General features: G+C 51.3%; 16 protein-coding genes and 2 tRNA genes. 14 read left to right on the top strand and 4 right to left on the bottom strand.

The genetic code is table 11. From position 1 onward, the window contains the following. Positions 1-10: 10 nt before the first annotated feature. Complete coding sequence (locus JTN23_RS24135; protein WP_247237683.1) at positions 11-892, bottom strand: TraB/GumN family protein; 882 nt, start codon at positions 890-892, stop codon at positions 11-13. A gap of 280 nt (positions 893-1,172) precedes the next feature. On the opposite strand from JTN23_RS24135, the gene JTN23_RS24130 reads away from it, so the two are divergent. Continuing rightward, positions 1,173-3,065 carry an amidophosphoribosyltransferase gene (locus JTN23_RS24130; protein ID WP_247237682.1) on the top strand — a complete coding sequence of 631 codons (1,893 nt, stop codon included), beginning with the start codon at positions 1,173-1,175 and terminating at the stop codon, positions 3,063-3,065. 112 nt (positions 3,066-3,177) lie between these two features. Here the strand turns inward: JTN23_RS24130 and JTN23_RS24125 are convergent, their stop codons facing one another. Continuing rightward, complete coding sequence (locus JTN23_RS24125; RefSeq protein WP_247237681.1) at positions 3,178-4,578, bottom strand: vanadium-dependent haloperoxidase; 1,401 nt, start codon at positions 4,576-4,578, stop codon at positions 3,178-3,180. Between the two features lie 289 nt (positions 4,579-4,867). Continuing rightward, positions 4,868-6,520: an OmpA family protein gene (locus JTN23_RS24120; RefSeq protein ID WP_247237680.1), complete on the bottom strand. Its 1,653-nt coding sequence runs from the start codon at positions 6,518-6,520 to the stop codon at positions 4,868-4,870. 155 nt (positions 6,521-6,675) lie between these two features. Here JTN23_RS24120 and ubiE point away from each other — a divergent pair, with 155 nt between their 5' ends. From ubiE to JTN23_RS24055, 13 genes are all read left to right on the top strand, one after another. Continuing rightward, a complete protein-coding gene (ubiE, locus tag JTN23_RS24115) occupies positions 6,676-7,398 on the top strand; it encodes a bifunctional demethylmenaquinone methyltransferase/2-methoxy-6-polyprenyl-1,4-benzoquinol methylase UbiE (protein WP_247237679.1) in 723 nt (240 codons plus the stop codon). After that, on the top strand, positions 7,347-8,084 hold the full coding sequence (porT, locus tag JTN23_RS24110) for a type IX secretion/gliding motility protein PorT/SprT (RefSeq protein ID WP_491630937.1): 738 nt from the start codon (positions 7,347-7,349) through the stop codon (positions 8,082-8,084). Before ubiE ends, porT begins: the two co-directional genes overlap by 52 nt. Positions 8,085-8,194: 110 nt before the next feature. Continuing rightward, positions 8,195-8,269 (top strand) — tRNA-Val (locus JTN23_RS24105). Between the two features lie 232 nt (positions 8,270-8,501). Further along, a tRNA-Val gene (locus JTN23_RS24100) sits at positions 8,502-8,576 on the top strand. 762 nt (positions 8,577-9,338) lie between these two features. Continuing rightward, positions 9,339-11,453, top strand: coding sequence for a bi-domain-containing oxidoreductase (locus JTN23_RS24095; RefSeq protein ID WP_247237675.1), 2,115 nt, complete (start codon positions 9,339-9,341; stop codon positions 11,451-11,453). A 24-nt stretch (positions 11,454-11,477) separates the two neighbouring features. Continuing rightward, the gene (locus JTN23_RS24090; RefSeq protein ID WP_247237673.1) at positions 11,478-13,379 is read left to right on the top strand and encodes a heparinase II/III family protein; all 1,902 of its coding nucleotides are present in this window, start codon (positions 11,478-11,480) and stop codon (positions 13,377-13,379) included. Between the two features lie 11 nt (positions 13,380-13,390). Beyond that, entirely contained in the window at positions 13,391-14,620 is a 1,230-nt protein-coding gene (locus JTN23_RS24085) for a glycosyltransferase family 4 protein (protein WP_247237671.1), read from the top strand. A 60-nt stretch (positions 14,621-14,680) separates the two neighbouring features. Continuing rightward, on the top strand, positions 14,681-15,133 hold the full coding sequence (locus JTN23_RS24080) for a methylglyoxal synthase (protein WP_247237669.1): 453 nt from the start codon (positions 14,681-14,683) through the stop codon (positions 15,131-15,133). 156 nt (positions 15,134-15,289) lie between these two features. Further along, positions 15,290-16,918, top strand: a complete 1,629-nt coding sequence (locus JTN23_RS24075; protein ID WP_247237667.1) for a 4Fe-4S dicluster domain-containing protein — start codon at positions 15,290-15,292, stop codon at positions 16,916-16,918. A 68-nt stretch (positions 16,919-16,986) separates the two neighbouring features. Continuing rightward, on the top strand, positions 16,987-17,511 hold the full coding sequence (locus JTN23_RS24070; RefSeq protein ID WP_247237665.1) for an NADH-quinone oxidoreductase subunit J family protein: 525 nt from the start codon (positions 16,987-16,989) through the stop codon (positions 17,509-17,511). A 3-nt stretch (positions 17,512-17,514) separates the two neighbouring features. Next, positions 17,515-17,820: an NADH-quinone oxidoreductase subunit NuoK gene (gene nuoK / locus JTN23_RS24065; protein ID WP_207503375.1), complete on the top strand. Its 306-nt coding sequence runs from the start codon at positions 17,515-17,517 to the stop codon at positions 17,818-17,820. Between the two features lie 47 nt (positions 17,821-17,867). Next, the gene (locus JTN23_RS24060) at positions 17,868-18,314 is read left to right on the top strand and encodes a DMT family transporter (protein WP_247237663.1); all 447 of its coding nucleotides are present in this window, start codon (positions 17,868-17,870) and stop codon (positions 18,312-18,314) included. Between the two features lie 20 nt (positions 18,315-18,334). After that, positions 18,335-18,904 carry a hypothetical protein gene (locus tag JTN23_RS24055; protein WP_247237662.1) on the top strand — a complete coding sequence of 190 codons (570 nt, stop codon included), beginning with the start codon at positions 18,335-18,337 and terminating at the stop codon, positions 18,902-18,904. Positions 18,905-18,934: 30 nt separating this feature from the next. Here JTN23_RS24055 and JTN23_RS24050 read toward each other — a convergent pair whose 3' ends face one another. Then, entirely contained in the window at positions 18,935-19,453 is a 519-nt protein-coding gene (locus JTN23_RS24050) for a DUF6265 family protein (protein ID WP_247237660.1), read from the bottom strand. Between the last annotated feature and the right edge of the window lie 128 nt (positions 19,454-19,581).

Below are 19,581 nucleotides of genomic sequence, written 5' to 3'. Positions count from 1 at the left end.
AGGAAAGCCCCTACTGGCGTACCGGAACAACTTTGTAGCCCTGTTTCCTAAGCAGGGCAATCACGCCCTCAGTACCTCCCAGATGCGCCGCTCCTACGGCAAAGAAGGTGGATTTCTGCCCCATCATGTTGGCCATGAGCGGGATCCAGCGGCGGTTGCGACCGTAGAGGAGCGTTTCTTCCTGTCCCTGCATATCAAAGTCGCTCTCCAGCGTCATTTTATGAAGCCCAGCTACGTCCTGTTTTTTGTACAGGTTCACCATCTGAGTAAACTCCGTACGGGCTTTGGGTAGATTGTCGATCATCTGCACCAGCATTCGGGCCTGATCCTGGTAGGGTATGGTATCAAATACGGCCATCTGCTCGGCCACGGTTTCCAGCCCTACTACCTCTATCTGCTGCTTTTTGGCCAGGCCCACCAGGGTCATCTCATACGACTGCGGCTGGCAGTTGAGTACCCGGTTGAACAAGAGGCTCATCAGCACAAAAGGTTTGGCGCGCTCAAACGGCGTTATGTTCATCCCCACCGAATCACGAAAGAACTGGTTCAGCCGGAGGTAATCTTCCTGTGGCAGCAGGGTACTTAGTTGCTTATTGTCCTTCATCAGCATGAGCTGAGCCATGGACATCATCATGCCCGGGTCGTCCATATCCAGCTCAAGAGTCAGCTGCTCGGCCTTTTGAAGGCGCTCTTTCAGTACCTCCTCCAGGATAAAGTCACCGGGACAGATCAGGTGAATGGTACCGTACAGGTAGGAGGGCTTCGTGAGTCCTTTACCGGATATCTCCCAAAGTAGTGAGGGCTCCTGCGGAGCCTGGGCACGGGCCGAAGTAGCAGCGATAGACAGTCCTATAAGTAGCCAGCACCATCTTTTTTTAATTATATTTCTCATGCTCTTTTCTCTTAGATTTATAGTAAATATTCAATTTTATGCAAATGGAGCGTAATAAAACTTCCATCTTGTTGCTCATTGCTGCTGTACCCCGAAAAATTAGGGGAGGAACGACAATTTTTTTCCGGTACCTGATCGTTCTTACACACAAAGTAATTTATACCTTTGTAATAATCATCACGAACTAAAGTATCCGGTGGGTAGTTTAGTCTGTATCAAAACGAGAAGAAGTTTTGTAAATTATTGAATACCAGCTTACATACTAACACCTCATCTTCTCATGAGTGACGCCATAAAGCATGAGTGCGGAATTGCCCTCATCCGTCTGCGGAAACCTTATCAACATTACATTGATAAGTACCAGACCCCCCTCTACGCGGTACACAAGCTATCGGTAATGATGGAAAAGCAGGTTAACCGTGGACAGGACGGAGCCGGAGTAGCTAACATCAAGATAGAGGTACCCCCAGGTCGCCGGTATATCAGCCGGTACCGATCAGTTGAGCCCCAACCCGTAGCGGACATCTTCGCTAAAGTCCACAAAAAATTCCGTAAAGCTTTAAAGGATAATAAAGAACGTGCTACTGACGCCCAATGGCTGCAGGAAAACGTAGCTTTTACCGGCGAGCTTTGGCTGGGACACCTTCGCTACGGTACACACGGGGCCAACGAAGTAGAAAACTGCCACCCTATGCTCCGTCAGAGCAACTGGCGCAGCCGTAACCTGGTGATGGCGGGTAACTTCAATATGACCAATGTAGACGAGCTTTTTGGCAAGCTGGTATCACTGGGTCAGCACCCGAAGGAAAAAGTGGATACCGTGACCGTCATGGAAAAGATCGGCCACTTTCTGGACGAAGAAAACCAGCGGGTATTTGATCGCTTCAAGGGTATTTTTGAGAACCCTACGCTATCGGATGTCATCGAGGACAATATTGATCTTCAGCGTGTTCTACACCGCTCGTGCCGCGACTTTGACGGTGGCTATGCCATGTGTGGCCTTACCGGCCACGGCGCCGCATTTGTCATGCGCGATCCGGCAGGTATCCGCCCGGCCTACTACTACGCCGATGATGAGGTAGTGGTAGTAGCCTCCGAGAAACAGGCGATCAAAGCGGCCTTCAACGTAGAATATAATCAGATTCAGGAAATAACGCCGGGTAGCGCCCTTATCATTAATAAGGACGGCGAGTATAATGAGCTTTCGATCCTGCCTCAGCTCGAGAAGCGCTCATGTAGCTTTGAACGGATCTACTTCTCGCGCGGTACTGATCCGGATATATACAACGAGCGTAAAAAACTGGGTAAGCTGCTGATTCCGCAGATCCTGGAAGAGATTGATTACGATCTGGAAAATACCATTTTCTCTTACATCCCTAATACGGCCGAGACTTCCTTTTTCGGTATGATCGAAGGTCTGGAAGAGTACCTGGCCAAGAAGCGTAAGCAGGCGATTATGGAAGGCATCCTGTTTGAGGAAGACCTCGACCGACTGCTCTCGTTCCGCCCGCGTATCGAGAAACTGGTTACCAAGGATGTAAAATCCCGCACATTTATCACAGCTGATGAGCTGCGTGATGATATGGTATCCAGCGTGTATGATACCACTTTTGAAGTAGTTCGTAAGGGTATTGATACTGTAGTGATCATTGACGACTCCATTGTACGGGGTACTACGCTGGAAAAGAGTATCCTTAAGATGCTGGATCGCCTGGGTCCCAAGAAGATCGTAATTGTATCGTCAGCCCCCCAGATCCGCTTCCCTGACTGCTACGGGATAGATATGTCCAAGATGAAGGACTTCGTAGCGTTCAGAGCCACGCTCAAACTACTGGAAGAAAGAGGCCTGGATTATCTGCGGGAAGAGGTATATACCCAATGCGCTTCTTCGCTGGCTTCCCGAAACGCCTACTCGACCAACTACGTAAAGGCCCTATATGAGCCATTTACGGATGAGGAAGTATCAGCAAAGGTTGCCGAAATCATTCGTCCTCATGGATTGAAAGCAGAAGTATCGGTGATATTCCAGACGGTTGAAAACCTTCACAAGGCTTGTCCTGACCATCCCGGAGACTGGTACTTTACCGGTAACTATCCAACGCTTGGAGGTAACAAGGTTGTAAATAAAGCGTACGTCAACTTCCACGAAGGCAAGCTGGTACGTGCTTATTAAGAGATCTGTTATTTAGCTATATAAGAAAAAGAAGCGGTACCTGATGGTACCGCTTCTTTTTCTTAAGTACTTAGGGCACGGCTCCCGGCAATTCCCCAGGTACTTATACAGACTACTTCTTCCAGTTGAGATCATTGATGTTCTGCCCGATCCGGCGGCCTTCTTTTAGCCCGGTATCATTGTCCTGACGGGTATGGATACCACCCAGAAAACGGGAGTAGGCCGATTCTTCGGCTGTTTCCCAGAAGGAGTTAAATCTGCGCGGTTTGAAATCAACGTTTCTGCGGGTATCACGTACGCGGGCCACGTGGGTATCGTCCGTGAACCTGAAGTTGGGACCATACAAGGCGGACAGTACCGTAGCCGCAGCTCCCGACTGCGAAGCATGGCCGGAGGTGTAGCTCGGGAAAGGAGGCGCTGGCCAGAACGGAACCCAGCTGGGATCAATGGCCCGACGAACAAAGGTATAAGGTCGCTCAGCGCTGTACACATACTTACACTTCCAGCAAAGAATAAAAGCATCCGCTACGGCTATACCCGTACGCGCTAAGCTTTCGGCGGCTTTACCCAGATCTGCTTTTGCGGTTATAAGTGCAATTCGCGCCAGGTTGTACGAGTGCCCGGGTGGGGTAAAGGTCTCACTGGGGTCGTCGGCCCACCATACGGCGATCTCCTTCTCTTCCTGCGTAAGAGATTTGTTCTTGGTATATACTTCCAGGTGCTGTGCGTAGTACTGTGAGGTAGGTGAAGTAGATACCACCAGAGGCTGGGGCAGGGGCATAACCGAGTTCTGGATCACAAAGGTACGGTTGCGGCCCCAGTAAGGTTGCATGGGGGTAGTGCGGCCATTCTCAGTAGGTCGCCAGGAGCCGTTGAATACAGGTACTACATAGTCAGCCGGAAAGTTGCGGGAGTACCCCTCGTGCCCGCCGTCACTCCTGGACCAGTCAAAGATAGCCGTAGCAATAGATTTACCGAATGCTTCTGATCGTTCGACTACCTCTGTGTCCTCTTCCTGGGCGTAGCTGGTACGTAGCGCAGCCTCCAGCGAATCAATCGTAGCCTTATTGGCGTCAGAGGTATTGGCGTATAGATTTCTGATGATTTCGGCCTGAGCCGCGTTGGCACTCAACGCCCAGTTATAGGCCTGGCTCACCCCCACCGTGGGCAGACTGGCGAGCTGGTTGAGCTGCCCGGCCATGGATTGATTGGCAGGCATACCCGGTACTACTGCTTCGTAAAGGGTAAGTCCGGCGTACCCCAGCGCCCGGGAGGCTACCGGCGGCGAAAAACCCGGAGTGGTACGGGTAAGCTTAAGTGTAAGTTGGGCCCATTTGTCCGCTACCTCTGCGCTGTACGTGTCAGCTGTTTTCCCGCCGGGGCTGACTTCCTGATTAGAGGGCGAACAGCCGTAGAGCCCCGCCAGTAGTACGGTAGCTATTCCGGTTATTCGTACACGATGTTTTAAAAAAGCAGGTAATGAGTGTGTGAGGATGGATAATGTGACTGTCATATAGTAAGTAATAAGCCCCTTTATCTGGTAATAGCTACGAGTACTTCACAGATGGTCTCCCATACCCGGCGCTACAGCTTCACTTCACCACCTATGTCGTTTATAATCAATAATAATGCCAGTTTTTAGCCCTTATTTACAGCTCTCAACCAGCGGCTTCCGTACAGGTATATACGGGTATAGATTGAGCCTGGGCGTTAAGGTACTGACTATTCGTCAGAAAACCGGTAAACCGCATGGGCGGCTACCGGTTCTGGTACTGTTAGGTATAACTTCTACGTGAGTAGTATCATTCTCTCACGCGAATGATAACCCGCCGGTTGCGATTTCGACCTTCGGTAGTAGCATTGTCGGCCAGCGGCCGCGTATCACCATAGCCAAGGGCGGTCATTTGGGAGCCGCTTACGCCCTGATAAATCAGGTATTGCTGTACAGCCATGGCCCGCTGCTCGGATAGCTTAAGATTAGCCTCGGCACGTCCTGCGTTGTCAGTATGCCCTTCGACCACAAACTGAGCCGTGGGGTACCTTCTCATTATAGTAGCAATGGTATTAAGCGCGTTGTACGATGCTCTATCGATTACATCAGTACCCGTTGTAAACCGAACCGGTGTCGCCAGAACTGAATCCAACTGGCTTTGCAGAGCTTGTCGGGTAGCCGCATTGACAAACGGACAGCCATCCCGGTTACGTGGTCCGGCCTCTTCGGGACACTTATCGATACCATCGTGTACACCGTCTCCATCCGTATCAGGGCATCCTCCGTTGGCGTAGGTACCCGGCCGGTCGGGGCACAGGTCTACGTGATCGCCAATGCCATCTCCGTCGGTGTCGGGGCAGCCTCCGTAGCGGGGGTCACCGGCTATATCCGGACAGGCATCCACGCTATCCGCCACGCCGTCACCATCACGGTCCGGACAACCATTGACGGTACCGGCTTCGTTAGGACAGGGATCCAGCTGATCTACTATACCGTCTCCATCCGTATCGGGACAGCCACGAGCGGCCACCGAGCCTGCCTCCGTAGGGCATCTGTCTACGTAATCGGGGATGCCATCTCCATCGGTATCCGGACATCCGAAAAACTGAGCCGTACCGGGTACATCAGGACACCGGTCACGGTCGTCAGGTACACCGTCTCTATCGGTATCACGGGTATTCTGGCTGAAACGGTAGGTCAGCGTAGCTGCCAGGAAGCTAAATTTATCGTTGGGGGTATCGCTGTAAGAAGTAGATTCCTCAGGGTTGATCAGCCTCTGCCCGGAGGTAGCATCTACTTTATCCGATCTGACAAAATAGAAGCGGTAGTCGAGGCCAAGCTGCCACGCACGGGCCAACTGGTAGTTTAAGTTAAAGCCTACGGGTACTGTGCGTTCGTTGGTCTTGGTAATACCCAGGCGGCCCCGGGGGTTGCCCCAGCGCAGGAAGAGCGGATTACGGCCACTCACGTCGCTATTGGTAAACCGTACCCGCTCGTTGGTGGTGAGGTCATAGGCTTCCGCACTGAAGAACATCATCCCCAGACCCCCGTATACACTGAATTGCAGCCTCGCATTGTCGAACTGCCCAAACTGCTCAGTCAGGTTCCATTTGGCCAGCAGATCCAGCGTGTTGTACTCGTTGATGAAGTACGAATTAAAAAAATCTGTTTTCTGACCTCCTACCTTACCGGCCGTATAGTCCAGACTCATGGTAAAAGCCCGCTGCACCCTTGCGTTAAGGCTAACTCCGAGCATGCTTTGCATATCCTGCTCATTAAGTTCTCCAAAGAACTGCGTCAATCCACCACGTATAGTAACAGAATAAGGTGAAAGCTGACGAGCCGTAAGATTCCGGATCGCTTCTGCATCGGCACGCTGTACGCCGATACGTCCCTGCGCCACTGCTACGAATGACAGGAATACAAACAAGTAAGTGAGTGTAAGTGTAGATTTACGAAGCATAAGACCAAGTATCTGAGTGATAGACATACAGAAGATAAAACCCATGCCTGAACCTTATATAAAATCAGTCAGTTACATATGAACTTTCCTAGTACCGAATAGTTTAGAGATAGAATACCTATTAGTTTTGCCTCCTGGTTAAAACACAATTACGAATGACAGTAGTACCGTATAAGGATAAAGACAATAGTAAAAGAGAGCAAGTGGCCGAAATGTTTGATAATATTTCGCCTAAATATGACTTTCTGAACCACTTACTTAGTGGAGGTATTGATATATACTGGCGCAAACGTGCCATCAAACTACTCCGCAAAGCCCAGCCCCGGACCATACTGGACATCGCTACCGGTACCGGTGATTTTGCCATTGAGGCACTGGCTCTTAAGCCCGAAAAAATCGTTGGGGTAGATATTTCGGAGGGAATGCTGGCCGTAGGGCGCGAAAAAATAAAGAAGCTGGGGAAGCAGGATATCATTGAGTTACGGAGCGGAGACTCGGAAAGTTTGCCTTTCTCAGACAATTATTTCGACGCGGTCATCGTTTCGTTTGGAGTACGAAACTTTGAAAATCTGTTGGCAGGTCTGAGTGATATGAATCGTGTGATGCGACCGGGGGGAACCTGCGTCATTGTTGAGTTTTCGAAGCCACGCTCGTTTCCGTTCAGGCACCTGTACAACTTCTATTTCAAGTACATCCTCCCTACCATTGGTAAGATTGTTTCGAAGGATAGCTCGGCCTATACGTATCTGCCCGAATCGGTACAGGCATTTCCGGATGGTCGCGACTTCCTTACTATTTTTGAACAAGCTGGTTTTAAAAATACTAAATGCATACCATTGACATTCGGAATCTGCTCCATTTACACCGGTCAAAAGTAGTTCTTCTGGTAGCTTTGTGTGGACTGCTTATGGCACACGAGTCCCGGTCGCAGGGGCTGGGATACAAGCGTCGCCACCTGGAGTTCTACGACGACAAGCCTATTCACTATGGCTTTCTGTTCGCCGTCCCCTTTACCCGGTTCAATTTCCAGCGTAGCGAATCCTTTGCCCAGTTGGACTCCGTACTGCTGATCCAGTCGCCGGCCCAGCCTGCCTTCCGGATGGGCGTTATTGTTAATGCGTTTCTGACGGAGCGCTTTGATATACGTACTACTCCGTCCATATCCCTGTACGACCGTCATATCAAATATACCAATCCTTCGGGCAGCGAACGCATCGAAAAGCGGGAGTCCACCTGGGTGGAGATCCCCTTACTGCTGAAGTACAAGTCGGCCCGGCGGGTCAACACCCGTATGTACATGCTGGCGGGGGTTACTCTGGGACTTGAAACCAACGTCAAGCGCCGCGAAGGAGGTAGCTCCACCCGCATCAATACCTCCACCTCGGACCTGACCCTGGACTATGGAGTAGGCTTTGAGCAATTCTTTGAGTATTTCAAGTTCTCGCCGGAGCTGCGTTTTTCGCACGGTTTGGTGAATATGTTGCAGCCAACTCAGCACGCTGGCAGTACCGGACTCAACCGCCTGTCGAGCCACACCGTAACACTCTATATAAATTTCGAATAAGCCACTATTGACAATCAGCCACTTACAAAAACCTTAAAGTTTTTTGCAAGAAATAGTTGCACAACTAAAATTCATCTCCAATATTTGCAGTCCCAAACGACAACAAAGACGGGTTCTTAGCTCAGCTGGTTCAGAGCACCTGCCTTACAAGCAGGGGGTCGGGGGTTCGAATCCCTCAGGACCCACCCTTCAAAGCCGCCAACTTTTTAAGTTGGCGGCTTTTTATTTTTGCTCCCCTTGATGCCCCCAGCCATTCATCTAAGTACATGATTTTCTGAATGAATATAAGATCCTTAATCTATTCTGAAGGCTTATCCAAGCGGACTATTGGTTAGGTTGTGCGTTAATAAGCACAATAGAAACTTGCACAACTAAAATTTATCTTCAATATTTGCAGTCCCAAAGGACAACAAAGACGGGTTCTTAGCTCAGCTGGTTCAGAGCACCTGCCTTACAAGCAGGGGGTCGGGGGTTCGAATCCCTCAGGACCCACCCTACATAAAAGCACTTAGCGGTAACGTTAAGTGCTTTTGTCTTTTCAAGCATTCACCTACTAAGTACCCACGTTCTACCGGACCATTCCTACCGTACTTCTTCCATTCCAGTACACTTCATACTATTCTTTATCAGCAGGAATCACAGACCTATCTTGTCAGCATATTTCAATCGCTGAATCACATGTAGCCCCTGGAGGAGGAGAAATTAATATTCAGAATAGCCTGAAAAGAGAAGAGAGCCAGGTGCTAATAGCTCCTGGCTCCTGCTTCTTTGTTACCAAACGAACTGAATCGTCGGGAATAGTAGAGCAAGCATGGTGCCAGAATGTCTATCCAGAACGTATATATCAGATAAAACAGAAAACGCCGCGCTCTGTATACGGAGGCGGCGTCTCTGTTCCCAAAAAAATAATCGGCATTATCAAGTACACGAGAGCAAGAAGTATACCAAACTCAATATATAACACCCCTACTAAACTACTTATTTACATCAAGTTATAGTAGCCTCTTCGGGCTACCTGATCCCTGGCATGGAGAGCGGCTTATTACATTCTCAACTTCAATCCATTTGCTAAATTATCGGGCTACTGCCTAACCAGTCCCTCACTTTTGAAGTTTACAAGGTAGTGTGAGTCCACAAACAGGCCGCTTAGTGGCTTCTTATTTCGTGTATAGCCTGTTTTTCTGCAACAGATAAGCTCAAAGCGAGTTTAACTTCTCCGGACCCACCCACACCTTAGCCTTGTCCCTGTTTTTCATGAAACAGCTTATCCAGAACCTTAAAACCGGACAAACGATACTACAGGAAGTACCTGCCCCGCAGGTAAAGCGCGGCTGCGTACTGATCAGAACCCGCCGAAGCCTGGTATCATTGGGTACCGAACGAATGCTGGTGGAATTTGGCAAAGCCAATCTGCTGGAGAAAGCGCGCCAGCAGCCGGATAAAGTGAAGATGGTCCTGGACAAGATCCAATCGGATGGGCTGATGCCTACGCTGGAGGCAGTTTTCAACAAGCTCGAGCAGCCGCTGCCCTTAGGCTATTGTAACGTAGGAGAAGTCATCGAGGTAGGGGAGGGCGTACAGGACATACAGGTAGGCGATCGGGTAGCCAGCAATGGTTCGCACGCTGAGGTAGTATGCGTACCACGCAATCTGGTCACGAAAGTACCGGACGGCGTATCTGACGAGGAAGCCGCGTTTACAGTGATAGGTTCCATTGGTCTGCAGGGCATACGCCTGCTGACCCCTACGCTGGGCGAAACCGTGGTAGTCATTGGCCTGGGGCTCATTGGGCTGCTAACGGCCGAGCTGCTCCGCCTCAACGGCTGTCGGGTAGTAGGCATAGATCTGGATGAGCAGAAACTGAAAGTAGCCGCCGCTAAGGGCATTACTACCTGTAACCCCGCCCGTGGCGACGATCCGGTCAAATTTGTAGAAGACCTCACGCTTGGTACCGGTGCTGATGGGGTTATTATAACGGCTTCGGCCAAAACCAATGATATTATATCGCAGGCGGCCCGTATGTCGCGTAAACGGGGGCGAATCGTACTGGTGGGGGTAGTAGGGCTCAACCTCAGCCGGGCGGAGTTCTACGAGAAAGAACTAAGCTTTCAGGTATCCTGCTCGTACGGTCCCGGCCGCTATGACGACGCCTACGAGCAAAAAGGGCACGATTACCCGCTCCCTTACGTACGCTGGACCGAAAACCGCAACTTCCAGACCATCCTGCAACTCATCTCGACGGGCCTGCTGGACGTGAAGCCCCTGATCACCGAAGTAGTACCGCTGGAAGCCTATGATCGTGTATATGGCGATATAGGCTCGTCACAGGCCATTGCCTCTATACTGGAATATCCCGAGCAGGTGGACCTCCGCACGGTAGTTCGTTACCACGATAGCGCATTCTCTGCCCAGAAAGGGGTGGTCGGCATCGTAGGAGCCGGTAACTTTACCAAGATGACGATGCTACCCGCCCTGAAGGGGACTACCATCAAGTACATAGCCAGCGCCAATGGTCTGTCGGGTACGGCCCTGGCGCAGAAGTATGGCATCTCCCATAGTACTACCGACTACCACGAGCTCCTGCGCGACCCGGATGTGGACCTGGTTATGATCACGACCCGCCACAACCAGCACGCTCGCATGGCCGTAGAGGCGCTGCGGGCCGGAAAGCACGTATTTGTGGAGAAGCCGCTGGCCATTTATAAAGAAGAACTGGAGGATATTATAGCTACCTACCTGGACCTTCCCCAGAGCCGCAGCCTCACCGTTGGCTTCAACCGCCGGTTTTCGCCCCACGCGCAGAAGATGAAAGCCTTGCTCGGTAGCGCTCCCATGAACGTGGTGGCTACGATGAATGCGGGCTTTATTCCGGCTAACTCATGGGTACATGACCGTACCGTGGGCGGTGGACGTATACTGGGCGAAGCCTGCCACTTTGTTGACCTGATTACCTACCTCACAGGTAGCCGGGTAGAGGCCGTGTGCATGAACGCTATGGGAGTTCAACCTACTGATACCACCGACAACGCCTCCATCCTGCTCAAATACGAAAATGGCTCTACGGGTGTCATCAACTACTTCGCCAACGGCAGCAAAGCCTACTCTAAGGAGCGCGTAGAAGTATACTCACAGGAACGAACCCTGGTACTGGACAACTTCCGTACGCTGACGGGCTATGGCTTCAAAGGATTTTCGAAAATGCGCACCAGCCAGGACAAAGGCCATAAAGAGCAGTTCCGGCTCCTGCTGGAGCGCATCCGGGCGGGAGGTACATCGCTGATATCCTTCGATAAGCTGGTCAATACCTCAAAAGCCACTTTTGCGGCCCTGGAAAGCCTCAAGCGGGGCGAATGGGTAAAGGTGGTATAAAGCCAGTTGCTGCCTATATAGTCTATGAAGCGTTTATACATACTCTTTCAGATACTCCACAACATGGGCCTGCGCTACGTGCTGTTTCGTACGCTGCACGAAGTACAGGTACGCACGGGACTATTGCGACAACGCTTTCCCATTGATTTGCCCGCTCAGGATTTTATATCCTTGGCGGAGTGGCGCGCGTCTGCCATCCCCTTTTTCTTTGATAGTACTTCCCTGAGTAAGTATACCTTCACCCCATCCGACTTAGGGTCGCTTACAGAGCGGGTAAAGGCCCTGCGGGAGGGGAAGCTGCTATTCTTCGGCTCTACCTGGTACACCGTTACCGATTGGCTTACCAATCCCAAAACTGGCTACCGCTACGACAGCTCCCAGCACTGGACCGAAATCCCCGATCTGTCACCGGAGGCTGGCGATATCAAGTATGTGTGGGAAAAGTCGCGCTTCACGTTCCTGTACGACCTGATCCGCTACGACTTCCACCTCAAGGAAGACCAGTCTGAACTTGTATTCTCTGAAATAGAAAGCTGGATAGAGGCTAATCCGGTCAACTGTGGGCCCAACTGGCGGTGTAGTCAGGAGATCACGCTGCGGGTACTCAACTGGACCTTTGCCCTGCAGTACTACAAAAACTCTCCGCAGCTCACCGAGCAGCGCTTCTCACGCATCCTTAACAGCTTATACCGGCAGATGCAGCACGTGGAGGAGAACATTCATTTCTCACGCATTGCGGTTCGTAACAACCACGCCCTTACTGAGACGCTGGGCCTGTACCTGGTTGGGTTGCTGTATCCTTTTTTTTCTGAGAGTTTCCGCTGGAAAGAGCAGGGGAAGCAGTGGTTTGAAGAGGAAATAGGCTATCAGATCTATCAGGATGGTACCTTTCTGCAATTCTCAATGAACTATCACCGGGTAGTTGTGCAGCTACTAACCTGGGCCATCCAGTTGGCGCACCGCAACGGGGAGCGCTGGTCGGAGACCATCTATGACCGAGCCCGGAAGTCGCTGCAGTTCCTGCGGGCCTGCCAGGATGATACGAGCGGCTGGCTCCCCAACTACGGCAACAACGACGGGGCGCTGTTCTTCCCGCTGAGCGAATGTCACTTTCGTGACTACAGGCCTCAGTTGTATGCCCTGGCTGTTACTCTGGGCGAAGTACCTGACTACGGCTCAGGCCCCTGGCAGGAAGAAGCTTACTGGTTAACCGGCCAGACCTCTACCAGCAAAGCCACAAGACAGACATTGGAAGGATCACCCATTCACGCTTTTCATAAAGGCGGGTACTACATCCTGCGTGACCAGGGTACCCTGACCTTTCTACGCTGCGGTAGCTATCAGGACCGCCCCTTTCAGGCCGACAATCTGCACCTGGATATCTGGGTCAACGGCGAGAACATCCTGCGCGACGCGGGCTCTTACCAATACAATACCGACGAAGAGCTGATACGGTACTTTGCGGGTACCGCCTCTCACAATACTGTTATGCTCGGTGACTCTGACCAGATGCGGAAAGGTCCCCGCTTTATCTGGTACGACTGGATCCGGCGAGCCGGAGCGGAATGGAAGGAGATAGGAGGGAACAGGCAGTTCAGGGGTTGGTTTCGGGGATATAGTCACCTGGGCCCCGGTATTATTCATACCCGAATCGTTACCAAACTGAGCGGTGCACTACACTGGATCATAGAGGACGAAATACCCAACGCTCCCCCTGGTTTGCCTATGCATCAACTTTGGCATCCGTCCGAAGCTTTCTTTAATACCTATGAGATCAAAGCCTATACTTCTCAGGGGCGGTCACTAACACTAACCGAAACAGAAGGATGGTATTCGGGACTGTATGGTACCAAAACCGCCACTCCTCGCCTTGTCTTTACCACCACTGAACGATACATACGGACGGAGATTCGCCTAAAATCGTAAATTAGCCCCCTATGCGGATTCTCCTTATTCATCAGTACTTTCTGGAAGATAATGACGGCGGCGGCTCCCGCTGGAACGAAATGAGCCGAATCTGGACCGAAGCCGGCCACGAGGTAGTGGTACTGGCGGGAATGGTACATTATATGGGCCACCGTCCGGAGCACTACCAGGGCAGGTACTTTTACCAGTACACCAACCGCGACGGCGTACAGGTCATCCGTTGTCACGTGTCGGAGAGCTACAACAAGAGCTTTCTGGGGCGGCTCTGGGCCTACTTCTCCTTCACGTTTTCCAGTATTCTGGGCGGCATCCGGCGCGCTAAAGGCACGTATGACATTATCGTTGTTACATCACCTCCGCTGTTTGTGGGTATCACGGCCGTAGTACTTTCGTGGTGGAAGCGCACACCCTTTCTCTTCGAGATACGCGACCTCTGGCCTGAGTCCGCCATTGATACGGGCGTACTGACCAATCCCTGGATCATCCGGTTTGCGTACTGGTTTGAGAGCTTTGTGTACAGAAAAGCCAGGCTCATCAATGTACTGACTCCCGCCTTCCGCCAGACCCTACTGACTAAGAAGGGGGTACCTGCCCATAAGATCATCTTTATCCCCAATGCTGCTGATTTCGCGCTTTCGGAAGAAGTCATGCAACATTTTGACTGCTGTCAGTTCAGGCGGGAGCATGGGCTGGAAGGGAAGTTTGTGATTACCTACGTAGGTGCACACGGGGTAGCCAATCACCTCGTACAGGTACTGGATACGGCCGAACTCCTGCGCGACACGAATGTACTGTTTCTACTTATAGGAGACGGGATGCAGAAGAAAGAGCTACAGCTTGATGCCCAGCGGCGGGGCCTTACCAATGTACGTTATGTAGATTCGGTACCTAAGCGGGAGGTATTTAAGTACATACTGGCGTCGGACCTGGGGGCTTCGGTGCTAAAAAAAGTAGATACCTTCAAGACCGTCTACTCCAACAAGACCTTTGACTACTTCTCCTGTAAGAAGCCCGTACTGATGGCTATCGATGGTGTATCGCGCGAATTGGTAGAGGAAGCCCAGGCAGGTACCTTCGTAGAACCCGAAAGTCCAGAGGACTTTGCGGAGAAGGTACGGTTTTATATGAATAATCCTGAGCTGATAGTTCAGCAGGGACAAAACGGCTACCGCTACGCCCGTACGTACTTCGATAGGGATGTACTGGCCAAAAAGTACCTGGAACAGATCAAACAGGTTTGATGGCTGGTAGCGGCACCGGATGTACCTCTCTGCCTTATTCTGACTTAAATTTAGACACAGATGACTGTAACACGAAAACTACTATCCCGAAAGCGCATAGCGCTGGTGGCCCACGATAATAAGAAAGATGATATCCTGGACTGGGCTTACTACAACCGGGCAATACTGGCACGTCACCAGCTGTATGCCACCGGCACCACCGGCAAGCTGCTGGAAGAAAAGCTGGATCAACCCATTACTAAGCTACTGAGCGGTCCGCTGGGAGGCGACCAGCAACTGGGCTCACTCATAGCCGAGGGAAAAGTAGATGCCCTGATCTTCTTCTGGGACCCGATGTCGGCCCAGCCCCACGACCCTGACATCAAGGCGCTGCTTCGGTTGGGGGTAGTCTGGAACATACCTATGGCCTGCAACCGCGCCACGGCCGACTTCATGCTTACCTCCCCGCTGATCAATCAGGACTATGAGTCACAACAGACCGATTTCAACGCGTATTTAACCCGCAAAACCTGAACTGAAGCTTCGGGAAGCGGGTTTTGTACCTGAATAATCCATAACTAGTGCAGCAATCGCCGAAGCAGGAAGATTACTGGAGTTCATCCTCTATCTTTGCTTCTTACAGGGTTTTAGTCACTCCCGAAGATTGTTGTTATTGATATATACGATATAATGTCTTCCCCCTATTTTAAAAATATTGCTGAGGGTATTAATACCACACTGACGGGTATGCGCCTGACGCTTCGCCACCTGTGGGATGCACGCAAGCGTCGCCAGTCCATAGATGTGCGCTCAGATAATTATTTTGATCAGGAGAATGGATTGGTTACGATACAGTATCCCTTTGAGACCATTCCTATTCCGGACAACGGACGGTACCGCCTGCACAATGAGATTGATGACTGTATCGTCTGCGACAAGTGTGCCAAGATATGTCCCGTGGACTGTATCGAGATTGAGCCAATTAAGGCCATTGAAGAGGTAGGTAGGGCTTCGGATGGCTCACCGATCCGACTGTATGCGGCTAAGTTTGATATTGATATGGCTAAGTGCTGCTACTGCGGTCTGTGTACAACCGTGTGCCCTACGGAGTGTCTTACTATGACCAAGACTTTTGATTATAGTGAGATAGATGTTCGGGATATGGTATATAGCTACACTAATCTTGCGCCGGAGCAGGCCGAAGAGAAGCGTATGCTGCTTGACCAGTTCCAGCGGGAGAAGGAAGCGCTCAAAGCCAGCAAGAAAGCCGCCGAACCTGCTCCTACCGCCGCTGTGGAAGCCAAGCCCGCGGCACCACGTCCGGCCTTTAAGCCTACGGCTAAGCCAAAACCCGCTGAGGCGGCTACGGAGAGTACTCCCATTGAAAGCAAAGCTGATACGGAGAGTGCACCCAAACCTGCCTTCCGTCCGGGTATGAAGCCTAAGGCAGCTCCGCCACCTGAAAAGCAGGAGCAGGAAGTAGAAGCTACGGCTGAGAAGCCACAGGCTAAGCCTGCTTTCAAGCCTAGTATGAAGCCGACAGAGTCCGTAGAGGCCAAAGCGGCAGAGCAAGAGCAGCCAACGGAAGCGGAATTACCAAAGCCAGCCGCGGCCAAAGCACCTTTCCGGCCTTCGATGAAGCCGAAAGCAGAGGCCGAACCTAAGGCAGAGCCAACCGAGGAAGTACCATCCGTCAGCGCAAGTCCTGCACCCAAGCCCGCCTTTAAGCCTTCTATGAAGCCTAAGGTGGAGGCAGAGACCAAAGCTGAACCCCAGGATGTACCCGAGGCGAAAGCCGAACCGGCAGCGGCTCCCAAGCCAGCCTTCAAGCCTACTATGAAGCCGAAGGGTACCGCAGAAAGCGCTCCGGCACCGGTGGAAGAGCCTAAGACTACCACGGATACTCCTGCGCCCAAGCCGGCATTTAAGCCCACGATGAAGCCCAAGGCAATGCCAGAAGCGGTTACGGATAGTACGCCTGAAGCACCGGTTGAAGCGGCTCCCAGGCCGGCCTTTAAGCCTACTATGAAACCCAAGGCGACGCCCGCGACGGAAGCGGAGGCCAGCCAGCCAGCAAAAAGCCAGGCTCAGCCTGACCAGGTGGAGAATGTGGAGAAGCCCAAAGCGGCCTTCAAGCCCACAATGAAGCCAAAGGCAGACGCACCTTCTGATGCTACTCCTACGGAACCCGTGCAGGCCCAATCGGCGCCGGATGAGCCCGCTCCGGCAGAGGCACAAAAACCCAAGCCGGCTTTCCGGCCTACTATGAAGCCCAAGGGTACACCTCCGTCAGCGGGTACTACGGGGGGTGAAGCCTAAAATATTTTCAGGAAACAGTGCGCTGCAATTTTTGGTACCTTTGCAGCGCACTCTTTTTTTCAACCGGCATGGAACAGGTAGCCTTCTACGGCTTTTCGGCACTAGCCATTATTTCAGCACTGTTTATTCTTCTGACGCGCAACCTTATGTACGCCGCCTTTGGGCTATTTCTGGCTCTGGTAGGTGTAGCGGCGCTGTATGTACTGGCAGGGGCTGATTTTTTAGCCATTACGCAGCTTCTGGTGTACGTCGGGGGAGTACTGGTACTACTAATATTCGGGATCATGCTTACCCGGCCGGCCGATGAGCGGCCCGATGCCGCTTCCAGACCCAATCGCGTAGAGGTTGCCAATCAACGTCGATTCTGGGGAATACTGATAGCCGTTGTTCTCTTTGCCATATTCTCATTCACCATTCTGGCGGGCAACTTTGCTCTCGTTGGCGATGTACTTATCAGTCGCTCAACCATACGTACCCTGGGCGTAGAGCTCATGACGAGTCACCTGCTCCCATTCGAAATCGCCGGTATCTTGTTACTGGTAGCTCTGATTGGGGCTGCTTACCTAGCCATCAACCGTACTCCCTCCGCATAACTTATGATTCCCATTACTCACTATCTGGTTGTAGCGGCAGCTCTTTTTAGCATAGGCCTGGCGGTGGCGGTTACCAAGCGCAATGCCATCGGAGTACTGCTGGGGCTCGAGCTCATGCTCAATGCCGTTAACCTGAACCTGGTGGCGTTTAGCCGACACGATCCGGAGCTGCTGCGCGGCCAATTGTTCGCTTTGTTTGTTATAGTAGTAGCGGCCGTTGAAGTAACCGTAGCTCTGGCTATTGTTTTAAGGGTATACAGCCACTACCGCACCATTGATCCGGATCAGATCAGTGAGCTGAAGAAATAAGCAGGCCCGCTGTAGAATTAACAACCTCTAATGATTGACCACTATTCATGAATTATTTTTACCTGCTTCTTGCCTTCCTGATTGGAGTGGCTACTGCTGTACAGGGTGGAGTTAATTCGCAGCTCAGGCTTTCTCTTGGCAATCCCATTCTTGCTGCTATTTTTTCTTTTGGCGTTGGTTTTTTTATTCTGTTGATTGCCTTTGCCGTATTCAATCAGAATGAGGTACCTTCCCTGCAAACAATCCGGCAGATCAGCTGGTGGAAATTCATTGGTGGCTTATTCGGTGCCTTTTATGTACTGACGGTCATCTTCGTTGTACGTGATATAGGCCAGGGAGCCCTCGTGTGTCTGGCGGTAGCGGGGCAGCTGATTGCCGCCGTGGTCATAGATCATTATGGTTTATTGGGCTTCGCCGTAAACCATCTTACCCTTCCCCGACTTTTAGGTGTAGTACTACTTATTATTGGTGCTGTGTTGATTGTGAAGTACTAACCTCATTAAAAGAATGCCGTATGGTACGCTACCGATTATACCCTACGCTGTTGAATACCTTCGCCCGCTACCAAAGGGGGTACATGAACGAGCAGGAACTCCTAGACTCCATCAATCGGGTACCGGTACCCCAAACCGAGGCTCAGGCCAGAGGCGTATCGTTTGAAGAAGCTGTAATTAAAGGTACTGATGAAGAGTATTTTGATGCTGAGATCCTGCGTAAGGCCCGGGCCCTGCTACCCCGCCCGATGGTAGCTACGCAGGTATACTGCCAGTACGAGCTGGATGAGGTACTGCTGTATGGCTATGTAGATGTAATAGGACGTACCCTGGCCGTAGACCTCAAGACTACCGGCAGCTACTCACCCGGCCGCTTTGTCTATAATCACCAGAACTTCTACCTGCTGGCCCTGCGCTCCAAAGGTATCCGCTCCCTCCGCTATGTAATTACGGATTCTAAGGACGTGTACCAGGAAGACTATAATCTGGATATGGACTTTTCGCGGCAGGAGCAACAGATCAGGGCGTTCTGTGACTTTCTGGAATCCCACCGCGAGCTGATAACGGACAAAAAAGTATTCGTAGAATAAAGAGTCTTATCCTACGAATACCTCTGGTACCTACTTGATGCGGTTGAATACGAAAAGATCCACGAACGACCATTTTCCACCTTCCTGCTTACCCCGCTGGATCACCAGCTGATCGGGGCTTCTCCGTTCGTAAATAATACGTACCTGACCATTCTCCAGCTCAAATAAGGCCTGGTTCTTCTTGGCTTCGATAAACTTGTAGCGGTCAGCCTGCTCTTTCTCCTCTACACTGATCATACCCGGACGAAAGTGCTTTACCATAGCTACCGGGCCGTTCTCGGTTTGTTCAAAAGCGAAGATTTCATAAAGCGTTGCTTTACCATCCTTCATCATCCGGATAAAACCAGCGATATTATCTCCTTCGGGAGCCGTCCAGGAGGCATGTATAGGACCGCCGTTAAAAGTACCCCCCCAGCGTCCTTCCAGGAAGTTGATGTCATTGAGGGTTCCTTTTCCGGAGGTACCTTGTGCCAGGGCTGTACCGTTAGTGAATAAGCTCAGTAGAAAGAACAGAACAACGCTGCTACCAAAAACGCGAAAGTTTTTCATTGTATTCTTAAAATAGGATTTAGGTTTGAACAGAGTGGCAAGATAGGAGGATTTAAGGATTATAAATAAAAAAACAGCCGCCTCTTCGTCAGAGGCGGCTGTTTGTACCTGGTTATATTAGTTGCTCT

Source organism: Telluribacter roseus, from assembly GCF_017355915.2.
GTDB lineage: Bacteria > Bacteroidota > Bacteroidia > Cytophagales > Spirosomataceae > Telluribacter.
Note: the sequence above shows the minus strand (reverse complement) of the source record. Positions and strands in the feature narration are given on the sequence as shown.